Source organism: Bradyrhizobium sp. NAS96.2 (genome assembly GCF_001908235.1).
Taxonomy (GTDB): Bacteria; Pseudomonadota; Alphaproteobacteria; order Rhizobiales; family Xanthobacteraceae; genus Bradyrhizobium.
This window is the reverse complement of record NZ_LGHK01000182.1, coordinates 1-15,788: the sequence shown is the minus strand read 5'-3', so window position 1 is coordinate 15,788 and position 15,788 is coordinate 1. Positions and strand designations below refer to the sequence as shown.

The 15,788-nt window shown below is 65.4% G+C and carries 13 protein-coding genes and 2 pseudogenes; 3 read left to right on the top strand and 12 right to left on the bottom strand.

Annotated features, from left to right (window positions below; all coding sequences use genetic code 11):
- Window positions 1-102 precede the first annotated feature (102 nt).
- Window positions 103-1,767 (bottom strand): thiamine pyrophosphate-binding protein, encoded by a 1,665-nt coding sequence (locus AC628_RS32020; RefSeq protein ID WP_074130749.1) that lies wholly within the window; start codon window positions 1,765-1,767, stop codon window positions 103-105.
- Between the two features lie 308 nt (window positions 1,768-2,075).
- Here AC628_RS32020 and AC628_RS32015 point away from each other — a divergent pair, with 308 nt between their 5' ends.
- Window positions 2,076-3,560: a hypothetical protein gene (locus AC628_RS32015; protein WP_074130748.1), complete on the top strand. Its 1,485-nt coding sequence runs from the start codon at window positions 2,076-2,078 to the stop codon at window positions 3,558-3,560.
- Window positions 3,561-3,674: 114 nt separating this feature from the next.
- On the opposite strand, the gene AC628_RS32010 is transcribed toward AC628_RS32015, so the two are convergent.
- Window positions 3,675-4,190 carry a GFA family protein gene (locus AC628_RS32010; protein WP_074130747.1) on the bottom strand — a complete coding sequence of 172 codons (516 nt, stop codon included), beginning with the start codon at window positions 4,188-4,190 and terminating at the stop codon, window positions 3,675-3,677.
- A gap of 135 nt (window positions 4,191-4,325) precedes the next feature.
- Window positions 4,326-5,453, bottom strand: coding sequence for an alkene reductase (locus AC628_RS32005; protein WP_074130746.1), 1,128 nt, complete (start codon window positions 5,451-5,453; stop codon window positions 4,326-4,328).
- A 99-nt stretch (window positions 5,454-5,552) separates the two neighbouring features.
- On the opposite strand from AC628_RS32005, the gene AC628_RS32000 reads away from it, so the two are divergent.
- Window positions 5,553-5,936, top strand: a complete 384-nt coding sequence (locus tag AC628_RS32000) for a winged helix-turn-helix domain-containing protein (protein WP_074130745.1) — start codon at window positions 5,553-5,555, stop codon at window positions 5,934-5,936.
- A gap of 287 nt (window positions 5,937-6,223) precedes the next feature.
- Here AC628_RS32000 and AC628_RS31995 read toward each other — a convergent pair.
- Window positions 6,224-7,721, bottom strand: a pseudogene (locus AC628_RS31995) (aldehyde dehydrogenase family protein).
- Window positions 7,722-7,984: 263 nt separating this feature from the next.
- Between AC628_RS31995 and AC628_RS31990 the strand changes: the two are divergent.
- Window positions 7,985-8,836 carry an SDR family NAD(P)-dependent oxidoreductase gene (locus AC628_RS31990; RefSeq protein WP_074130744.1) on the top strand — a complete coding sequence of 284 codons (852 nt, stop codon included), beginning with the start codon at window positions 7,985-7,987 and terminating at the stop codon, window positions 8,834-8,836.
- A gap of 405 nt (window positions 8,837-9,241) precedes the next feature.
- Here AC628_RS31990 and AC628_RS31985 read toward each other — a convergent pair whose 3' ends face one another.
- The 8 genes and pseudogenes from AC628_RS31985 to AC628_RS31950 form a co-directional block, all read right to left on the bottom strand.
- A complete protein-coding gene (locus tag AC628_RS31985; RefSeq protein WP_035651034.1) occupies window positions 9,242-9,448 on the bottom strand; it encodes a hypothetical protein in 207 nt (68 codons plus the stop codon).
- Window positions 9,449-9,519: 71 nt separating this feature from the next.
- On the bottom strand, window positions 9,520-10,515 hold the full coding sequence (locus tag AC628_RS31980) for a nitroreductase family protein (RefSeq protein ID WP_074130743.1): 996 nt from the start codon (window positions 10,513-10,515) through the stop codon (window positions 9,520-9,522).
- The gene (locus tag AC628_RS31975) at window positions 10,512-11,633 is read right to left on the bottom strand and encodes a GNAT family N-acetyltransferase (RefSeq protein WP_074130742.1); all 1,122 of its coding nucleotides are present in this window, start codon (window positions 11,631-11,633) and stop codon (window positions 10,512-10,514) included. The genes AC628_RS31980 and AC628_RS31975 overlap by 4 nt, the downstream gene beginning before the upstream one ends.
- Complete coding sequence (locus tag AC628_RS31970) at window positions 11,630-12,829, bottom strand: hypothetical protein (protein WP_074130741.1); 1,200 nt, start codon at window positions 12,827-12,829, stop codon at window positions 11,630-11,632. The genes AC628_RS31975 and AC628_RS31970 overlap by 4 nt, the downstream gene beginning before the upstream one ends.
- Window positions 12,826-13,701 carry a HesA/MoeB/ThiF family protein gene (locus AC628_RS31965; protein ID WP_074130740.1) on the bottom strand — a complete coding sequence of 292 codons (876 nt, stop codon included), beginning with the start codon at window positions 13,699-13,701 and terminating at the stop codon, window positions 12,826-12,828. The genes AC628_RS31970 and AC628_RS31965 overlap by 4 nt, the downstream gene beginning before the upstream one ends.
- Entirely contained in the window at window positions 13,698-14,765 is a 1,068-nt protein-coding gene (locus AC628_RS31960; RefSeq protein WP_210190289.1) for a GNAT family N-acetyltransferase, read from the bottom strand. The genes AC628_RS31965 and AC628_RS31960 overlap by 4 nt, the downstream gene beginning before the upstream one ends.
- A gap of 404 nt (window positions 14,766-15,169) precedes the next feature.
- Window positions 15,170-15,445, bottom strand: a complete 276-nt coding sequence (locus AC628_RS31955) for a YiaA/YiaB family inner membrane protein (protein WP_074130739.1) — start codon at window positions 15,443-15,445, stop codon at window positions 15,170-15,172.
- A 56-nt stretch (window positions 15,446-15,501) separates the two neighbouring features.
- Window positions 15,502-15,788: pseudogene (locus AC628_RS31950) on the bottom strand (PspA/IM30 family protein); the annotation flags it as partial.

Sequence of the window (15,788 nt, the reverse complement as noted above, 5' to 3'; positions counted from 1 at the left end):
TCAATACTGTCGTCGCTCGCGGCACTCCGTGGCAGCCGATGCACCCCGCAAGCTAACGGTTGCTCAGGATGACGGGGATAGTTTGAGCGAACGCGGCGAAACTCAATTCACCGAATTGCTTACCACCACTTCGATCAGCTTCGCGCCGGGGCGGCTGAACGCGGACTTCATCACGTCCTTCAGCTCCTGCGGGTCGGTAACCTTGATCGCCTCGAGCCCGAGCGAACGCGCAAGCGCGGTGAAATCGACCGGCGGATCGATGAAATCCATGCCGACATAGTTGTCGTCGCCATGGAAGGCGAGCAAGCGCTGCTTGATGATGCGGTAGCCGCCATTGTTCACAATGACGAAGTTGAGCGGCAGCTTGTGGTTGGCTGCGGTCCACAGCGACTGGATCGAATACATCGACGAGCCGTCGCCGGAATAGCACACCACCGGACGCTCCGGATTGGCGAGGCTGACGCCGACCGCGGCCGGCAGGCCCCAGCCGATGCCGCCGGACGCGAGCGCGTGATAGCCGTAGCGGTCGCGATGCGCGCGCAGCGCAATGATCTGGCGCGACGAGGTCAGGCCTTCGTCGACCAGGATCGCGTTGTCAGGCATCGCTTCCACGACCTGCAACGCCAGCCAGTCCGGATCGATCGGCGAGGTCTGGCTCGCCTTCGAGATCTGCTCGACCAGCGCCTTGCGCTTCGCCGCCCAGTTCTTCGGTGCGAGCGCCGCCAGCCCTTGCCTGGCGCGCGTCTCCAGCGCGCCGCCACCGAGCTCCTTCAATGCCGGCACCAGCGCACGCAGCGTTTCCTTGACGTCAGCCTTCACCGCGATCTCGGCGCCATAATTCCTGGCGAGATCGCTGTCGACGAGACCGATCTGCACGATCGAGAGCCCGTCCGGCAACGGGTCGACCTCGCTATAGACCGACATCCGCAAGGGATCGCCGCCGAGCGCGATCAGCAGATCATGCGGCGCCAGCACGTCGCGCGCGACCTTCTGCAGCCGCGCGATCGCGCCCATGAAGCTCGGGCTTTCGGACAGGAAGTGCGCACCATAGGGCGTCGACGATTGCCAGGCCGGGCAGCCCAGCGTCTCGGCGAGATCGGCCGCCTCGCGCAGCGCGTCGCTTTTCACAATCTCGTCGCCGACGACGATGACCGGGCGCTCCGCCTTGAGGATGCGTGCGGCAAGCGCCTTCAGCGAATCCTCCGACGGCCGGACGCGAGTGTCGACCCGGGTGGAGCGGCCGAGCTCGATGCCGGCCTCCGCATTGAGGATGTCGCCGGGCAGCGAGATGAACACCGGTCCGGTGGGCGGCGTGGTCGCGATCTTGGCGGCGCGGCGCACGATGCGCGGCAGGTCTTCGAGCCGCGTCACCTCGACCGCCCATTTCACCAAGGGCGTGGCCATCTGCACCAGCGGGCCGTAAAGCACCGGCTCGGTCAGGCCGTGGCCCTGCTCCTGCTGGCCGGCGGTCAGGATCAGCGGCGTGCCGGTGAAGCTGGCGTTGTAGAGCGAGCCCATCGCATTGCCGAGGCCGGGCGCGACATGGACGTTGCAGGCGACGAGCTTGCCGGAGGCGCGGCTGAAGCCGTCGGCCATCGCGACGACCAGGCTCTCCTGCATCGCCATCACATAGGTGAGATCGGGATGGTCCTTCAACGCATGCATGATCGGCAATTCGGTGGTGCCGGGATTGCCGAACAGATGCGTGATGCCTTCATCCTTCAGCAACGCCAAGAATGCCGAACGGCCGGTGATGCGGTTCTTCATGTTCCCTCCAGGCCTGCCAGCGCGTTGGCCGACGGCAGGCGAGGAGATGACCAAACTTGCGCTTCGGGAGCAATTGAGCGGCCGGTCATGGCCGCATTCCGCAGGCGCGCGCCTGGCATTGACCATGCGAGCACCATGATGATCGCAAGTTCCAGGAAACTCCGTCGGCGGGCACCATCGAATTGCGCCGCCGACATTAACGCTACTTTAGCGAGAGTGCCCTAAAGCGGCGATTGTTTGCATTCATCGGGCAGGCAGAAAAGCACGCAGGGCCCGCAGGCGGCCCGCTTGGATCGCAGGACTCATTCATGGACGCGCTGGCGGCTTGGAACGGCACCAGGCTTGAGAGGGGACCAGGAACGATCAAGCTCGCGAAGCTGGGGATCTACCTCTTCCTGATCGCGTTCTCATCCCTGTACTACCTGGCAAACGGGCCGCTCCTGCTGGGCCACCTCGATTTGGGATGGCACCTCGCCGCCGGCGACCTGATCAGAGAGCGCGGCAATATCCCCTTCCAGGATCCGTGGTCTTTCACCCTCGGCGACAGGCAATGGTATAACCTCTCCTGGCTCTGGGACGTGATCGCCAGCGTGGTGTTTCAATATACGGGGTGTACCGGTCTCACATTGGCAATCGTTGCATGTGGCGCCGTCATCACCGGATATCTCACATCCATCTGCCTGAGCAACGGCGCCTCGACGCTTGCGGTCGGCATTTCCGTTCTGGCCGCATGCCTGCTTTATCCCGCCTTTGCGACCGCCCCGAATTCCTATCTCTCGGTGTCGCCGAACACCCCGACCATGTTGTTCTGCGTCGTCTTCTACGCAGAGTGCCTGAAACGAACCCGATGGTTCTTGCTGCCCATGATGATGGTCCTTTGGGCCAACCTGCATGGCGGCTTCATGCTCGGGCTTTTCCTTATTGGTTTTTTTGGCGCGGTGTCCCTGCTCAGGCGGGACTGGACAGGCGTTAGGATCTACAGTCTCGCAGGCGCAGGATGCCTTGTCGCCATTCTGATCAATCCTCTGGGCTGGCATATCTACAACGGCGTCGCGACCACGCTGGGCCACTTTGCGCAGGCGCACATCACCGAGTGGTGGTCTTACGCTGCGAACTTCACGATGCCGGGAAGCGTTCCCGGTATCATCTATATCGCCATATTCATTGCGTTCGAACTGCGCCACCCCGTGGCTTCGCCCGCTCCTCTGGAGTCGCGGCTGCTGGCCTGGCTGTTCCTGCTGCTGGGATTCTATCAATACAGATACATGTCGTTCTTCTTCATGTTCGCGACCGTGCCGCTGGCCCTGCACCTGGATCGGCTGCTGCCCAAGCGACTGAACGATCTCAAGGTCCAAGGCGCGTTGCTGGTTGCCGGCATCGTCGGAATGTGCGCGCTGCCGCTGACGCTGATATACGTCAAACCGGCGCTCGCGCTTCCGCAGCTGCTGTCAGAGCAGGATGCGCGCTATCTGCAGACACATTTTCCGCATGCACGGCTGCTGAACCACTGGAACGTCGGTGGTCTCTTGATCTTCTACACGCGTGGTGCGGTGCCCGTATTCATCGATGGCCGGTCAGCCACCGCCTACCCTGATGAGCTGCTGCGCGACTATTTCAGCCTGATCAAATGGGAAATCGATGAGGCCGCCTGGGACGCCGTCCTCGACAAGTACAAGATCGATACGGTGCTCTGGGTGAAGGCCCACGAACCTCTGAAGAGGTTCCTCGTGGACAAGAGGGGATGGACCGAGGAATACGCCGGAACGGACGAGGTCATCTACGTGAAGCACTGACGCGGCCGGCGTTTCCGTGCAGCCGTCCTGCCCGGAAGCTGACGAGCGCAGCTCGCATCCTTTGTTTGTGCATGATCTTTCGGAAAACCGCTTCGCACTTTTCCGGATCAGGCATCAGAACATCCCCTCGCGCTCACTGCGCTTCTTCTTTTTCGAACGCTGCCAGACCACGCCGGGATAGCCCTTCAGCGGCACCAGCGGCTCGCCGGTGTAGGCCCACTCCTGCAATTCCTCGATCGCGATGTGATAGAGCGGCTGGCGGCCGGTGCGCCCCGAAAACAGCGCGCGCGGGATGTTCACCATGTGCGGCGACCGCGCGCGTTCGTAGATAACAGGTGTGCCGCAATTGGCGCAGAAGCTGCGCGCGGTCTTGTTCTTCGCATCCTCGTATTGCGACAGCTCGCTCTCGCCTTGCGTGATGCGGAAGCGCTTCTTCCAGCTGCCGACATAGGTCGCGTAGACCGCGCCGTGCGCACGGCGGCTGGCGGCGGTGTGATCGTGCCAGGCCCAGCGCGCCGGCACATCGATCTCGAACCGCACCTTGCCGCACAGGCACTGGCCGGCCGCGGGCTTCGCCAGCGCCACGGGTTTCGGCTTCTTGGTCGGCTCGAACTCGTCGTCCGGAAACATCGGGGTCTCCCGGTTTGCTGGTCGAGCCATCGTAGCCCGGATGCAGCGAAGCGAAATCCGGGGGCGATCGATCCACGAATGCAAAGGGCCCCGGATTACGCTTCGCTTCATCCGGGCTACGAAGATTACGAAGCGCTACGCCTGCGCCAGCTCGTCGTGCACGGGATAGTCCGTGTAGCCCTTCTCCTCGCCGCCGTAGAAGGTGGCGCGGTTGTACTTGGTCAGCGGATAGCCGCGCTGCAGGCGGCGCGGCAAATCCGGGTTGGAGATGAAATAGCGTCCGAATGCGATCGCATCGGCATGACCCTCGGCGAGCGCGCGCTCCGCGCTGTCGCCGACGAAATTGCCGGCCGTGATCAGCACCCCGCTCCACATCGGGCGGTACAGCACCATCGCCGACGGCACGTTCTGCCAGTCGACCTCGGCGCGGCCGGTGCCCGAGGCGCGCGGCTCAATGAAATGCAGATAGGCGAGCCCGAACTTGTCGAGCGCCTTGATGGCGTGGCTGTAGAGCGGCATCGGATCGGCCTCGCCGCTGCCATTGGCAATGCCGTAGGGCGAAAGCCGCACGCCGACGCGGTTGGCACCCCACACTTCGGTCACCGCTTGCGTCACCTCCAGCAGGAAGCGCACGCGGTTCTCGATCGAGCCGCCATATTGATCGGTCCGCACATTGCTGCGCGATTGCAGGAACTGCTCGATCAGATAGCCATTGGCGCCGTGGATCTCGACGCCGTCGAAGCCGGCGGCGAGCGCGTTCTTCGCACCCTCACGATAGGCCTCGACCATCAGCGCGACCTCTTCGGTCTCGAGCGCGCGCGGCGTCTCGTACTCGACCACCCTGCCGTCCGCCGTCATGCATTTGAACTCGGAAGGGATCGCGACCGCCGACGGCGCCACCGGCAGCGCGCCGTCCGGCTGGAACGAGGAATGCGAGACGCGGCCGACGTGCCAGAGTTGCAGGAAGATCAAGCCGCCCTTGGCGTGCACGGCATCGACCACCTCGCGCCAGCCCGCGATCTGGGCCTCGCTGTAGATGCCGGGAACGCCGGGATTGCCGAAGCCGGTGGCGACCACCGGCGAGGCTTCCGCGATCAGCAGGCCGCCCGGCGTGGCGCGCTGAGCGTAATATTCCGCGTTCATCGGCCGCGGCGCCAGACTCGGCCGTGCCGCCCGCATCCGCGTCAGCGGCGCCATCACGACACGGTGCTTCAGCTCATAGGGACCGACCTTGAGCGACGAAAACAGCGACGGAGAAGTCATGCCTACCCCAAATATTCTTTGCGATTTCCCGTTATCTAACGGGTTCATCTTGTTCATAAAAGGAGGTAGTGGCAATCTGTTGCCGAGAGAAGGTCTCCCATGTCGAAATCGAGCGCCTCATCGCTCCCCTCCCTGAGCGTCCGCATCGACCTCGATGCCGAGGACCGGATCGGGCCGGGCAAGATCCTGCTGCTCGAGCAGATCAAGGAATGCGGGTCGATCTCGGCCGCCGGCCGCGCCATGGACATGAGCTACAAGCGCGCCTGGGACCTGGTCGACGAGATCAACCGCATCTGCCGGCAGGCGGCGGTGGAGCGGCAGACCGGCGGCAAGAACGGCGGCGGCGCGGTGCTGACCCCGTTCGGCCTCTCCCTGGTGGCGCGCTACCGCAAGATCGAGCGCGACGCGGCGTCAGCCGTGCGCAAGGAGCTCGAGGCCCTGCGCAGCGACATCGGCAAGCCGAAGAGGGCCGCCGGGCGGTAGTCACAAGAACCGGCGCCGTCGCAGGGACGCGTTACGAAAATATCGAAAACAACCCCATGCAAAGGCGGCGCCGGCTGCGGCCGGCGTTCGACACGGCAACTTGACACGTCAGGCAAATCAGGGATATATTTCTAATATTCCGAAAATAATTGGGGTGACGGGCTTCGCTCCGCGAGCAAGCCGAGAGTTGAGACCTGTACCCCCTCACCCCGATTGCATCTGACGATGCAATCCGACCTCTCCCCGCTGGCGGGGAGAGGTGAAGAGAGGCAGCGAGCTTCCCGGCGCTAGCCCGTTTTGATCCAGACTGCCTTGACGTTGAGATATTCCTCGACGTGCTGCTTGCCGGACTCGCGGCCGTAGCCGCTCATCTTGTAGCCGCCGAACGGCACCGCGGGGTCCATCGCCTGGTAGCAATTGACCCAGACCGAGCCGGCGCGCAGCGCCTTCGCGACCTGGTGCGCCTTGCTGACATTGGTGGTCCACACGCCCGAGCCGAGGCCGAAGGTGGTGGCATTGGCGCGCTTGATCAGCTCGTCCGGATCCTTGAACGAGATCGCCGAGATCACCGGGCCGAAGATCTCCTCCTGCGCGATGCGCATGTTGTCCTGCACATTGGCGAACACGGTCGGCTGCACGAAATAGCCCTTCGACAGCGCGCCCTCGGTGAGGCGGCCGCCGCCGGCCAGCGCCTTGGCGCCCTCCTTCTGTCCGATGTCGAGATAGCCGGAGACGCGGTCCATCTGCTGCTGCGACACCAAGGGCCCGATCTGGGTGTTGGGGTCGAGGCCGTTGCCGACCTGCAGCTTCTTGCCGAACTCGGCGACGCGACCGACGAATTCGTCATAGACCTTCTGCTCGACGAACAGCCGCGTGCCGGCGCTGCAGATCTGGCCGGAATTGGCGAACACCGCCATCGCCGCCCCCGGCACCGCGGCGTCGAGATCGGCGTCGGCGAACACGATGTCCGGCGACTTGCCGCCGAGCTCGAGCGAGACACGCTTGAGGTTGCCGGCCGAGGCGCGAATGATCGACTGTCCCGTAACGTGCGAGCCGGTGAAGGCGACCTTGTCGACATCGGGATGCGACGCCAGCGCCGCCCCCCGCGGTCTCGCCATAGCCCGGCACGACGTTGACGACCCCGGGCGGAATGCCGGCTTCCATGCAGAGCTCACCGATGCGCAGCGAGGTGAGCGGCGATTCCTCGGCCGGCTTCAGCACCACGGTGCAGCCGGTCGCGATCGCCGGGCCGATCTTCCAGATCGAGGCGGTGAGCGGCCCGTTCCAGGGAATAATGGCGCCGACCACGCCGATCGGCTCCTTCAGCGTGTAGGAGAAGATCTCGCCGGGCAGCGAGTTCTCGATGGTCTCGCCGTGGATCGCGGTGGCCTGGCCTGCGTAATAGCGCAGCATGCCGAGCGAGCGGAGCCGGTTGCCGCGGGTTCGGCTGATCGGCGCGCCCATGTCGAGCGTGTCGAGCTGGGACAGTTCCTCGAAATTGGCCTCGACCAGCTCGGCGAGCTTCAGCAGCATGTTCTGCCGCTCGAACGGCTTGACCTTGCTCCACGGTCCTTCGAAGGCGCGGCGCGCCGCCGCGACCGCGCGGTTGATGTCCTCGGCGTCGCCCTCGGCGACGGTCGCGAGCAATTCACCGGTGGCGGGATTGTGGGTTTCGAATTTCTTGCCGGAGGCGGCGTCGATCCATTTGCCGTCGATCAGCATCTTCTTGTAAGAGCCGTCGGCATATGGATGGCGCGTGATCGGAATAGCTTGCGAAACAGCCATGTTTGCACTCCCTGTCAAATTGTCGGCTGAGGTCTTTTGGAAGCGTTATATCGGCGATTCTACAGCGCAGGCGCGAAACCGTAAAGCGGAGCCGGCGTTGTCGAGGGCAGCGCGCATGAAAACCTCCCATGCGCCTGCGTCGTGCGCGCGATATGCTAGGTAAGGGTTCTCTTGTTTGACGCGTTTTCTTCACGCGAACCGGGAACCACTTCGCTTGAAAACGCTATGCTAACCTCAGCCACATATGTGTCCGGAGACGACCGATGCCCCACCCCGTGATATCAGCCAATCATGTTGCCGTGATCACCGGAGGTGCATCCGGCATCGGGCTTGCCGCCGCAGTGCGGTTCGCCGAAGCCGGCATGAAGGTCTGCATCGTCGATCTCGGCGATGACAGGCTGAAGGCGGCCGCGGCAAAACTGTCAGCTGCGGCACCCGGCGGCGCGGCCGACATCATGACCGCTGCGGTCGACGTCAGCCGCGCGGACGAGGTCGCAAATCTCGAAGCCGCGGTCGCGAAGAAATTCGGCGGCACCGACATCCTGATGAACAATGCCGGCATCCAGCCCGGCAGCGCGATGTTCGGGCCCGCGGACAATTGGCAGCGCATCCTTGGCGTCAATCTGTGGGGCGTGATCAACGGCACTCAGGCGTTTACGCCCAACATGATCAAGCGCGGGCGGCCGGGGCTGATCATCAACACCGGCTCCAAGCAGGGCATCACGACGCCGCCGGGCGATCCCGCCTACAACGTATCCAAGGCCGGCGTGAAGGCGTTCACCGAGGCGCTGCAGCACGAGCTGCGCAACACCAACGGCTGCAAGCTCACGGCGCATCTGCTGATCCCGGGTTTCGTCTTCACCGGGCTGACCGCGCGCGGCCGCACCGAGAAGCCGGCCGGCGCCTGGACGGCAGAACAGACCATCGACTTCATGATCGAGCACCTCGAAGCCGGCGATTTCTACATCCTCTGCCCCGACAACGACGTGCCGCGCGCGCTCGACGAACGCCGCATCCTGTGGGCCGCCGGCGACATCGTCGAGAACCGCCCGCCGCTGTCGCGCTGGCACAAGGATTACGGCGATGCGTTCGCGGCGTTCGTGAAGGGGAAGTGAGCGCCACCCGTCATTGCGAGGAGCGAAGCGACGAAGCAATCCATAGGACCGCATACGCGGAGGGATGGATTGCTTCGCTTCGCTCGCAATGACGTGGAGGCGTTGTCGGGCGCGGCATAGAATCGTAGGATGGGTAGAGCGCAGCGATACCCATCATCTCGCCGCACGGGTACGGGTGCAATTGATGGGTATCGCTTCGCTCCACCCACCCTAAGCACTATCACCGTCATCCCCGCGCAAAGGCTTCGCCTTTGTCGCTGGAGGAGCGCGTAGCGCGTCTCGAAGGATGTACGGCCCAGCTGGTGGCCGTCGATCCTTCGAGGGCCGCTGAAGAAGCGGCCACCTCAGGATGACGGGTTTAAGATCGCAGGAGGTTAGCCAACCCACCCTACGCGACAGGCGTGCCTACAGCGTTTCCTGCTTATGGTCGCAGTTCTTGCAGGTGAACTTGACGCGGGTCTGGCCCTTTTCCGCCTGCACCCGGTTCGGCGCGCCGCACTTGCCGCAGACCGCCTCGATCCGGGTCGTCCCCTGCTTGATGACCAGGTTCCGTTTTTCCATGGTCTCGCGGATCAGGCGTTCCGCTTCCTCGCGCAACGATTGCTTCGACATCATCCCACCGGTCATTGGTTTGCGGGCCGCCTCTTAGCACGGCCGCGTGAAGCTTTGACAGGGGGTACCGATCAGACGATCAAGCGATCCACCGGCATCCGGTAATGCCGCGGTTTCAGCGGTTTGGCCGGCCGGCCGACGCGGAACACGTTGACGAGGCGGAGGTCTGTGCCGACCTTGCCGAGCTTTCGCAGCCGCTCATTGAAGTCAGGGTGATCAGCCAGCGCCGAGATCGGGCATGCCGCCAGCCCGGCGCGATCGATCTCCAGCCAGCTGCGGTAGAAATGCCGCCCCGTCGTGAGTGGATCCTCACCGACCGGGCGGCAGAACAGGACGATCGCCGAGGCCGAGGCGGTCTTGGCGCGGTCGGCGAGCAGCGCTGCGGCGAGGCCGAGACGATCGAGCGGCCTGAACAGGCTGCCGAGCACGAAGCGGGCGGCGGTGGCCTCGACCGCGCTCATGGCGAGCGCGTCGCGATTGAGGCCATCAAGCAGATAGTGCGGATGGCTGGGCGACAGCCGCATCCAGTCGAGCAGCTCGGCCCGATAGTCGTCGCCGTGCACAAAGGAGAATTCGGCCTGGTCGGCCCAGCCGGCGATATCGGCAATCGTCCGGCGATGACTGATGCAGATCAAATCGTCACGCGCGACGGCAAGCTGCACCAGCGGCGCGGTGTCGTCCGGCGACGCCGCGAATCTGCCGCGCCACGACATGCGGCGCGCCACATGGCTGGCCAATGAATCGGGCGCGACGCCTTGCCTGATCGCAAAGCTGCAAAGCGCGGCAAGTTGCGGCGACAGCGGCTGCTCGATCGTGGTCATGGCCGTGATCGCAAGGCCGCGGCGGTTGAGCGCGAGGCTCATGCCTTCCAGCGCGGCGCCGTGCGAGACGAGAACATCATGCCCCGCGGGGTCGGCGACCGGCGCGCGCACGCTGATATCGTCGACCAACGCCAGCCGCCCGTCGCCGAGCAGCCGCCAGCGGGTCGGCTGGATGTTGTGGACGCTCGGCGCCAGCCGCGCCTCCGCGACCAGCTCGCGCAGCAGATCCGGCGTCAGCTCGCTCATGCCGCGGCCAGCCGCTTGGTGAACAGATGCAGCCGGTGCAGCGGCGTGGCGCCGGCCTTCTCGACCTGGCGCAGCGACGGAGCATTGATGTCCGCGATCCAGGTGCCGCCGAGCGTGCGATAGCCGGCCTGCTGCAACGCCAGCGCGGTGCGGTAGAGCATCGCGCCGTTGAGGCCGCGGTTGTGCAGGTCGCGGCAGACCGACTGATAGATCAGCACGGCGCGCGTGTTCAGCATGCGATGCTGCACGAATCTGAACGGTGCGGTCAGCCCGATCCGGCCGCCGATCGCCTTGATCAATGGATTGAGGTCCGGGATCGCGATGATCGCGCCGGCGGGCCGGCCGCGGTGATAGACCACGGTCGAAATCCGCTTGTCGATGATCCACATCATGTCGCCGGCCTGAAACAGGTATTCAGCCGCGGTCGGCGGCACGAACATCGGATTGTCGGCAAAGCCGTCATTGAGGATGAGGCGCGCATCCTCCAGCCGCACCTTGAAGGCGGAGCGCTTGATCGGCTGCCAGACAAAGTCCTTGTCCGCGAGCACCGCGCGCTGCTTGTCGCCGAGCAGCTGCTCCGGCTTGCCATCGTCGAGCGCGATCTCGAACGTCGTCATCGGGAACGTCGCAGTATAACCGGAGCGTTCGAGATGCTGCGCGATATGCGGCGGCGACCACATCATGTCGGTGAACGGCGCATGGTCGAACCCGTCGGTCATCACGCCGATCTGCTGCATCGCGGTGAGATTGAAGTTGCCGGCGATCCGGCTCATGCCGCGCGCCGACAGCCATTGCTCGGCGGCGCGCAGCAGCGCATCGGCCACTTCGACATCGTCGACACAGTCGAAGAAGCCGAACGCGCCGTGACGGGTGCCGTGCTTGCGGTTGGAGGCATCGTGGATCGAGGCGGCGATACGGCCGACCGGCCGTCCGTCGCGATGCGCCGAGAACAGCGCATAGCGGCCATGGCCTTCAGTGACGAACGGGTTCTTCGCGGCATCGAACATCCGGTCGAAATCGCTCCACAGCGGCGGCACGTAGAGGCTGTCGGGCCCATAGGCATTGAGGGCGGCGTCGAATGCTGCCCTGCGATCGCCCTCCCGGATCTCCAGCGTCATTTGGCCTCCGGGGTCAATGCCAATAGCCGCCGCACCAGCGCCAGCGCGGTCTCGGTGGCGGGATCGGCCGCGGTCACGGGAACGGCGAGCACGATCAGGTCGAGCGGATCATGGCCGAGCACGATGACGTGGGAGGCGCTGTTGGCTGAGATCAGCGACACCATGCGCTCGGCGGCCGGGTCGGTCGTCGGCAGCCCCCACGGCGCTTCGGACCGGCGGAGCACACGCCGCGTCGACAGGAAGTCGCGGAGCAACGGCGGATCGTAAGGCCCAAGCTCGTCCTCGCGGAAGCGCCGCGCGCTTTCGAAGATCGGATGCCGCGCCAGCTCGGCAATCAGCTGCTCCCTGGTCTGCGCCGGCGACGCCGCGACCGAGTTGAGCACGCCCGGCTCCTGGGATTCGAACAGCGCGCGCAGCGCGTCCGTCATCAAGCCGATGGTCAGGACGCCGGCGATCGCGACCGCGACGAAGCGGACCATCTGGGCGGCGTCGACGTCGGGCGCCATGAAAGCGGCGGCGAGGCCGAGCAGGCCCGAAGAGATCAGCCGCAGCGCCATCATCGCAAGGCCATGCCGGCGGGTCTCGGCGCCGCCGCCGGCGATCAGCATCACGGTCACCGTGAGCAGCGCGCCCAGCGCACCGAGCCGCACCGGGATGTCGGGAAACAGCGTGCGGAAATCGGTGAGGATGAACGGGATCACCACCAGCGCGCCGACCGCCATGCGGCCGATGCTGCGGTTTTCCGAGGCCATCAGCGCGGCGCGGTCGCGCGTCGCCAACAGCAGCGTGCAGGTGGCGAAGCCCAGCAGCTGGAACAGCGCCAGCGCAATCGCATAGGGCATCACAAAGCGCTGCAGCCCGAAGGTGCCGCCGAGACCGAGCAGGATGCCGCCACCGAGCGCTGCGATCTTCACCGTGCGCGGCGCATGCCGCCGCAGGATGCCCTCGGTGACGATCAGCGCGCCGAGCGGGATCAGCGCGGCCGGGATCACCGAGAGACGATCGAGCACAAAGCTTCCGCCCCACCAGGCGAGGCCACGGTCGAGGAACAGGAGTGCGATCACGCCGAGTGCAAGCAGCAGGCGGCGGGTCAGCGGGCTCCTGGGATCGCGCCGGTAGAACGTCATCATCGCCACCGCGACGCCGATGGCGCCGCAGAGATTGACGATGGAATCGGCGATCACCCCCGAGGTCATGCGACGCCCGTCAATTGATCGATCGCCCGCCGCACCAGCGGGCGCATCAGGGCGGCGATCAGCGGATTGCGCGGCTTTTCGATCGCCGGCCGGTGCGGGTTGAGGAACCAGCCGCGGCAATCGGTGCCGGAGGTGCGGCCGAGGATCAGGGCCACCGCCTCATAGGCCATCAGCATGCCGGTCGAGATCACCATCGGCGCGAACGACATCCGGCTGCGGCGGCCGGCCGCGACTTCACCGGCGATCGCGAGATCGACGTAGTTGCGCGACGAGGAGTGCAGCATCACGTGCTCGATCTCGGCACGCATCGCAGCGCGGCGGTCGTCCTCGGTAATCGCCTTCCAGTCCTTGCCGAGGGTGGGAAAGCCGAGGCGCTGCTCGGGCCGCGGATCGTGCGGGCGCACCACGATCACCGACGGCAGCGGCGACATGTAGGCGTCGATCACGGTCGACTTGGCGCGTTTGGCGGTCCGGTACAGATGCACACCGGCGGCGATGTCGTCCATGCCGTTGACGATGACAGGGCAGCGCCCGGCGATCCCGGCGAGCTCGCTGGTCCAGTTCTCGCCGAGCACCTCGATCTCGATGGTCGGGTTGATCCGCTTCGCAGCTTCGGCGGCGACTTCCGCCTTTTCGCGGCCGACCTCGTCGGCAAAGGCGAACACCTGGCGGTTGAGGTTGGAGACCTCGAAGCGATCGATGTCGGCGATCACGAATTTGCCGACGCCGGCGCGCGCCAGCGCCATGAAGGCCGCGCCGCCCATGCCGCCGACGCCGCAGACGAACACCCGCGCCTGGCGCAGCAGCTGCTGCTCGTGCTCGTCGATGAAGCCGATGTTGCGGCCGGTGAAGGAGTAATAGTCGAAGTTCATCGCACGGTCCCGCTGTCCTGCCTGCGCGGCCGCAAGGTGCCGAAGGCGCGGCTGTCGTCCATCCAGTACACCACCGGCAGTACCAGCCGCTGCAGCGCCAGCATCGCGGATGCTGCGAGCAATGCCGGCAGCGAGCCCGATGGCACCTCGCTCATGACATAACGGCGCGCACCGGCGAGATCGACGCGGCCGAGCTGCAGCACATCGTCGCCGCGGCCGTAGTCCAGCTCCCGTTCGCAAAATTCGTTGTAGACGGCATTGCGATGCTTCGGTGCGATCTCAAAAGTCTTCTTCAGCGCGTCCGAGCCGCCGGTATAGGCGTTGGTGATGACCGAACGCGCCTCGTCGAAGCCGGCCTCCTCGCCGACGCCGAACACCGCGCGATGCCTGGCCATGATGCCGCGCGCGAGCTGCAGATGCGCGAAGCTTTGCCGCGCGCCCGGCAGCGGCGACGGGAACACGTCCGAGAAGGTGTCGCTGACCATGCCGACCACCGCCGGCACCTGGGTGACGTTGGAGATCCATTTCGGCCGCAAGCCGTCGCGGGCGAACAGCACCAGCGCGGTCAGGCCGTAAAGCACCCAGGACAGCCCCTGCCCGCGCACATCGGGATCGACCATCACGAGGCCGAGATGGGTCACTTCAGTCGGCTCGCCGTCGAGCGGCACGTCCATCACCGACAGCGCGTTGAAGGCGATCGGCCGCCCCGTGTCTTCTTCCGAGATCAGCGTGATGACGGCGCGTGACAGCCGCTCCGGCTCGCCGGAGAAAATGCCGTAGGTCAGGCTCTCCTCGGGCAGCGTCTTGGCGGCGACGATGCGCAGCTGCCCGACCAGCGCATCGAGCTCGTCCTTCGGCAACGACAGCCCCGGCGATTCGACGATGCGGGTGCGCTGGCCGGCCTGGGTGCGCAAGGTAAGATCGATGGTCGGCTGCGACAGCGCCTTCAGCCAGAAGCCGGCATGGCTGCGCAGGCCGTCAAAGGCCGCGCGCGCCTTCGCAAGTCCTTTGGCAAAACCCCTGCCGCCGCGCGAAGCCGGGGTCGGATCATCCGTGGACGCCATTTCTCTGTCCCTCGGGCGCGATCTCTGCACTCGCCCCTGTTAAGGAGCGATGAGCGCAACCTGGCGCTGTTTGCCGCAGGGTAAACAAGGGCTTCAGGAAGCCACGCAAGTTTGCCGTGTCGGTTGTAAGTCTATCTCCGTCATCGCGAGGCAGCGAAGACTCTCTCCCCGGGTCGTCCCGGCGCAGGCCGGGACCCATACGCCGCGGCGGGTGTAGTGGACGGGACTCGACGTTCGAGCGGTGCGCAGCAATCAGCATGCGTGGTTGGGTCCCGGCCTGCGCCGGGACGACACCGGGGTTGTGGTACGCGCAAGGCCGTTGTGGTGGCGGGGTGACGTCCTCTCGCCTTCACGGCCAAGACGGCGGGTGAAGAAACACCCGCCGCTTCGTCCCTGGCTCAGCCTCACGCCGCCTTGGAGACCTCCATCAGCAGGCGCTCGGCCTTGGCGTCCTCGATGCGGTTGACGAGCCTGCTGCTCTCGTGGTTGTCGCGGACGGTCTTGGTGAGCGTGATGCAGGTCTGGATCAGCATCACGATGCCCATCGTCAGATAGCCCTGCATCCAGGGGCTGATCGGCAGGAAGAACACGCCGATGGCGACGAGGAAGGCGGAAGCCGCGAAGGACGCGTAGGTGAAGGTGACCCAGGCGCCGCTGTGGGGTTGGATGGTCTGGTTCATGGTCGTCTCCTTGATGTTGCGAGGTTGGAAGTTGGCTTGGTTTCAGGCTTGAGGTTTCAGGCTGCGGGCGGGCGCTTGGCTTTCAGGCGCGCCAGCACGTCGTCGGCAGTCGATTTCATGCGCGGACCAAAACCCTGCTCCGCGAGCTTCTCGGCGATGACGACCGGTCCCGAGGCGGTATCGATCTCGAACAGCGCGTCATCGGCCGCCTGGATCTCCATCTGCCGCTCGCGCAGCCGCTTCAGCGTCGCTTCCGCTTCCGGCAGCGTCGACTCGTAGGGCCGCGCCGCCTCGATGCCGCTCCGGCGCAGCGAACGCACCGCCTCCGAGGCACGGGCGAGGC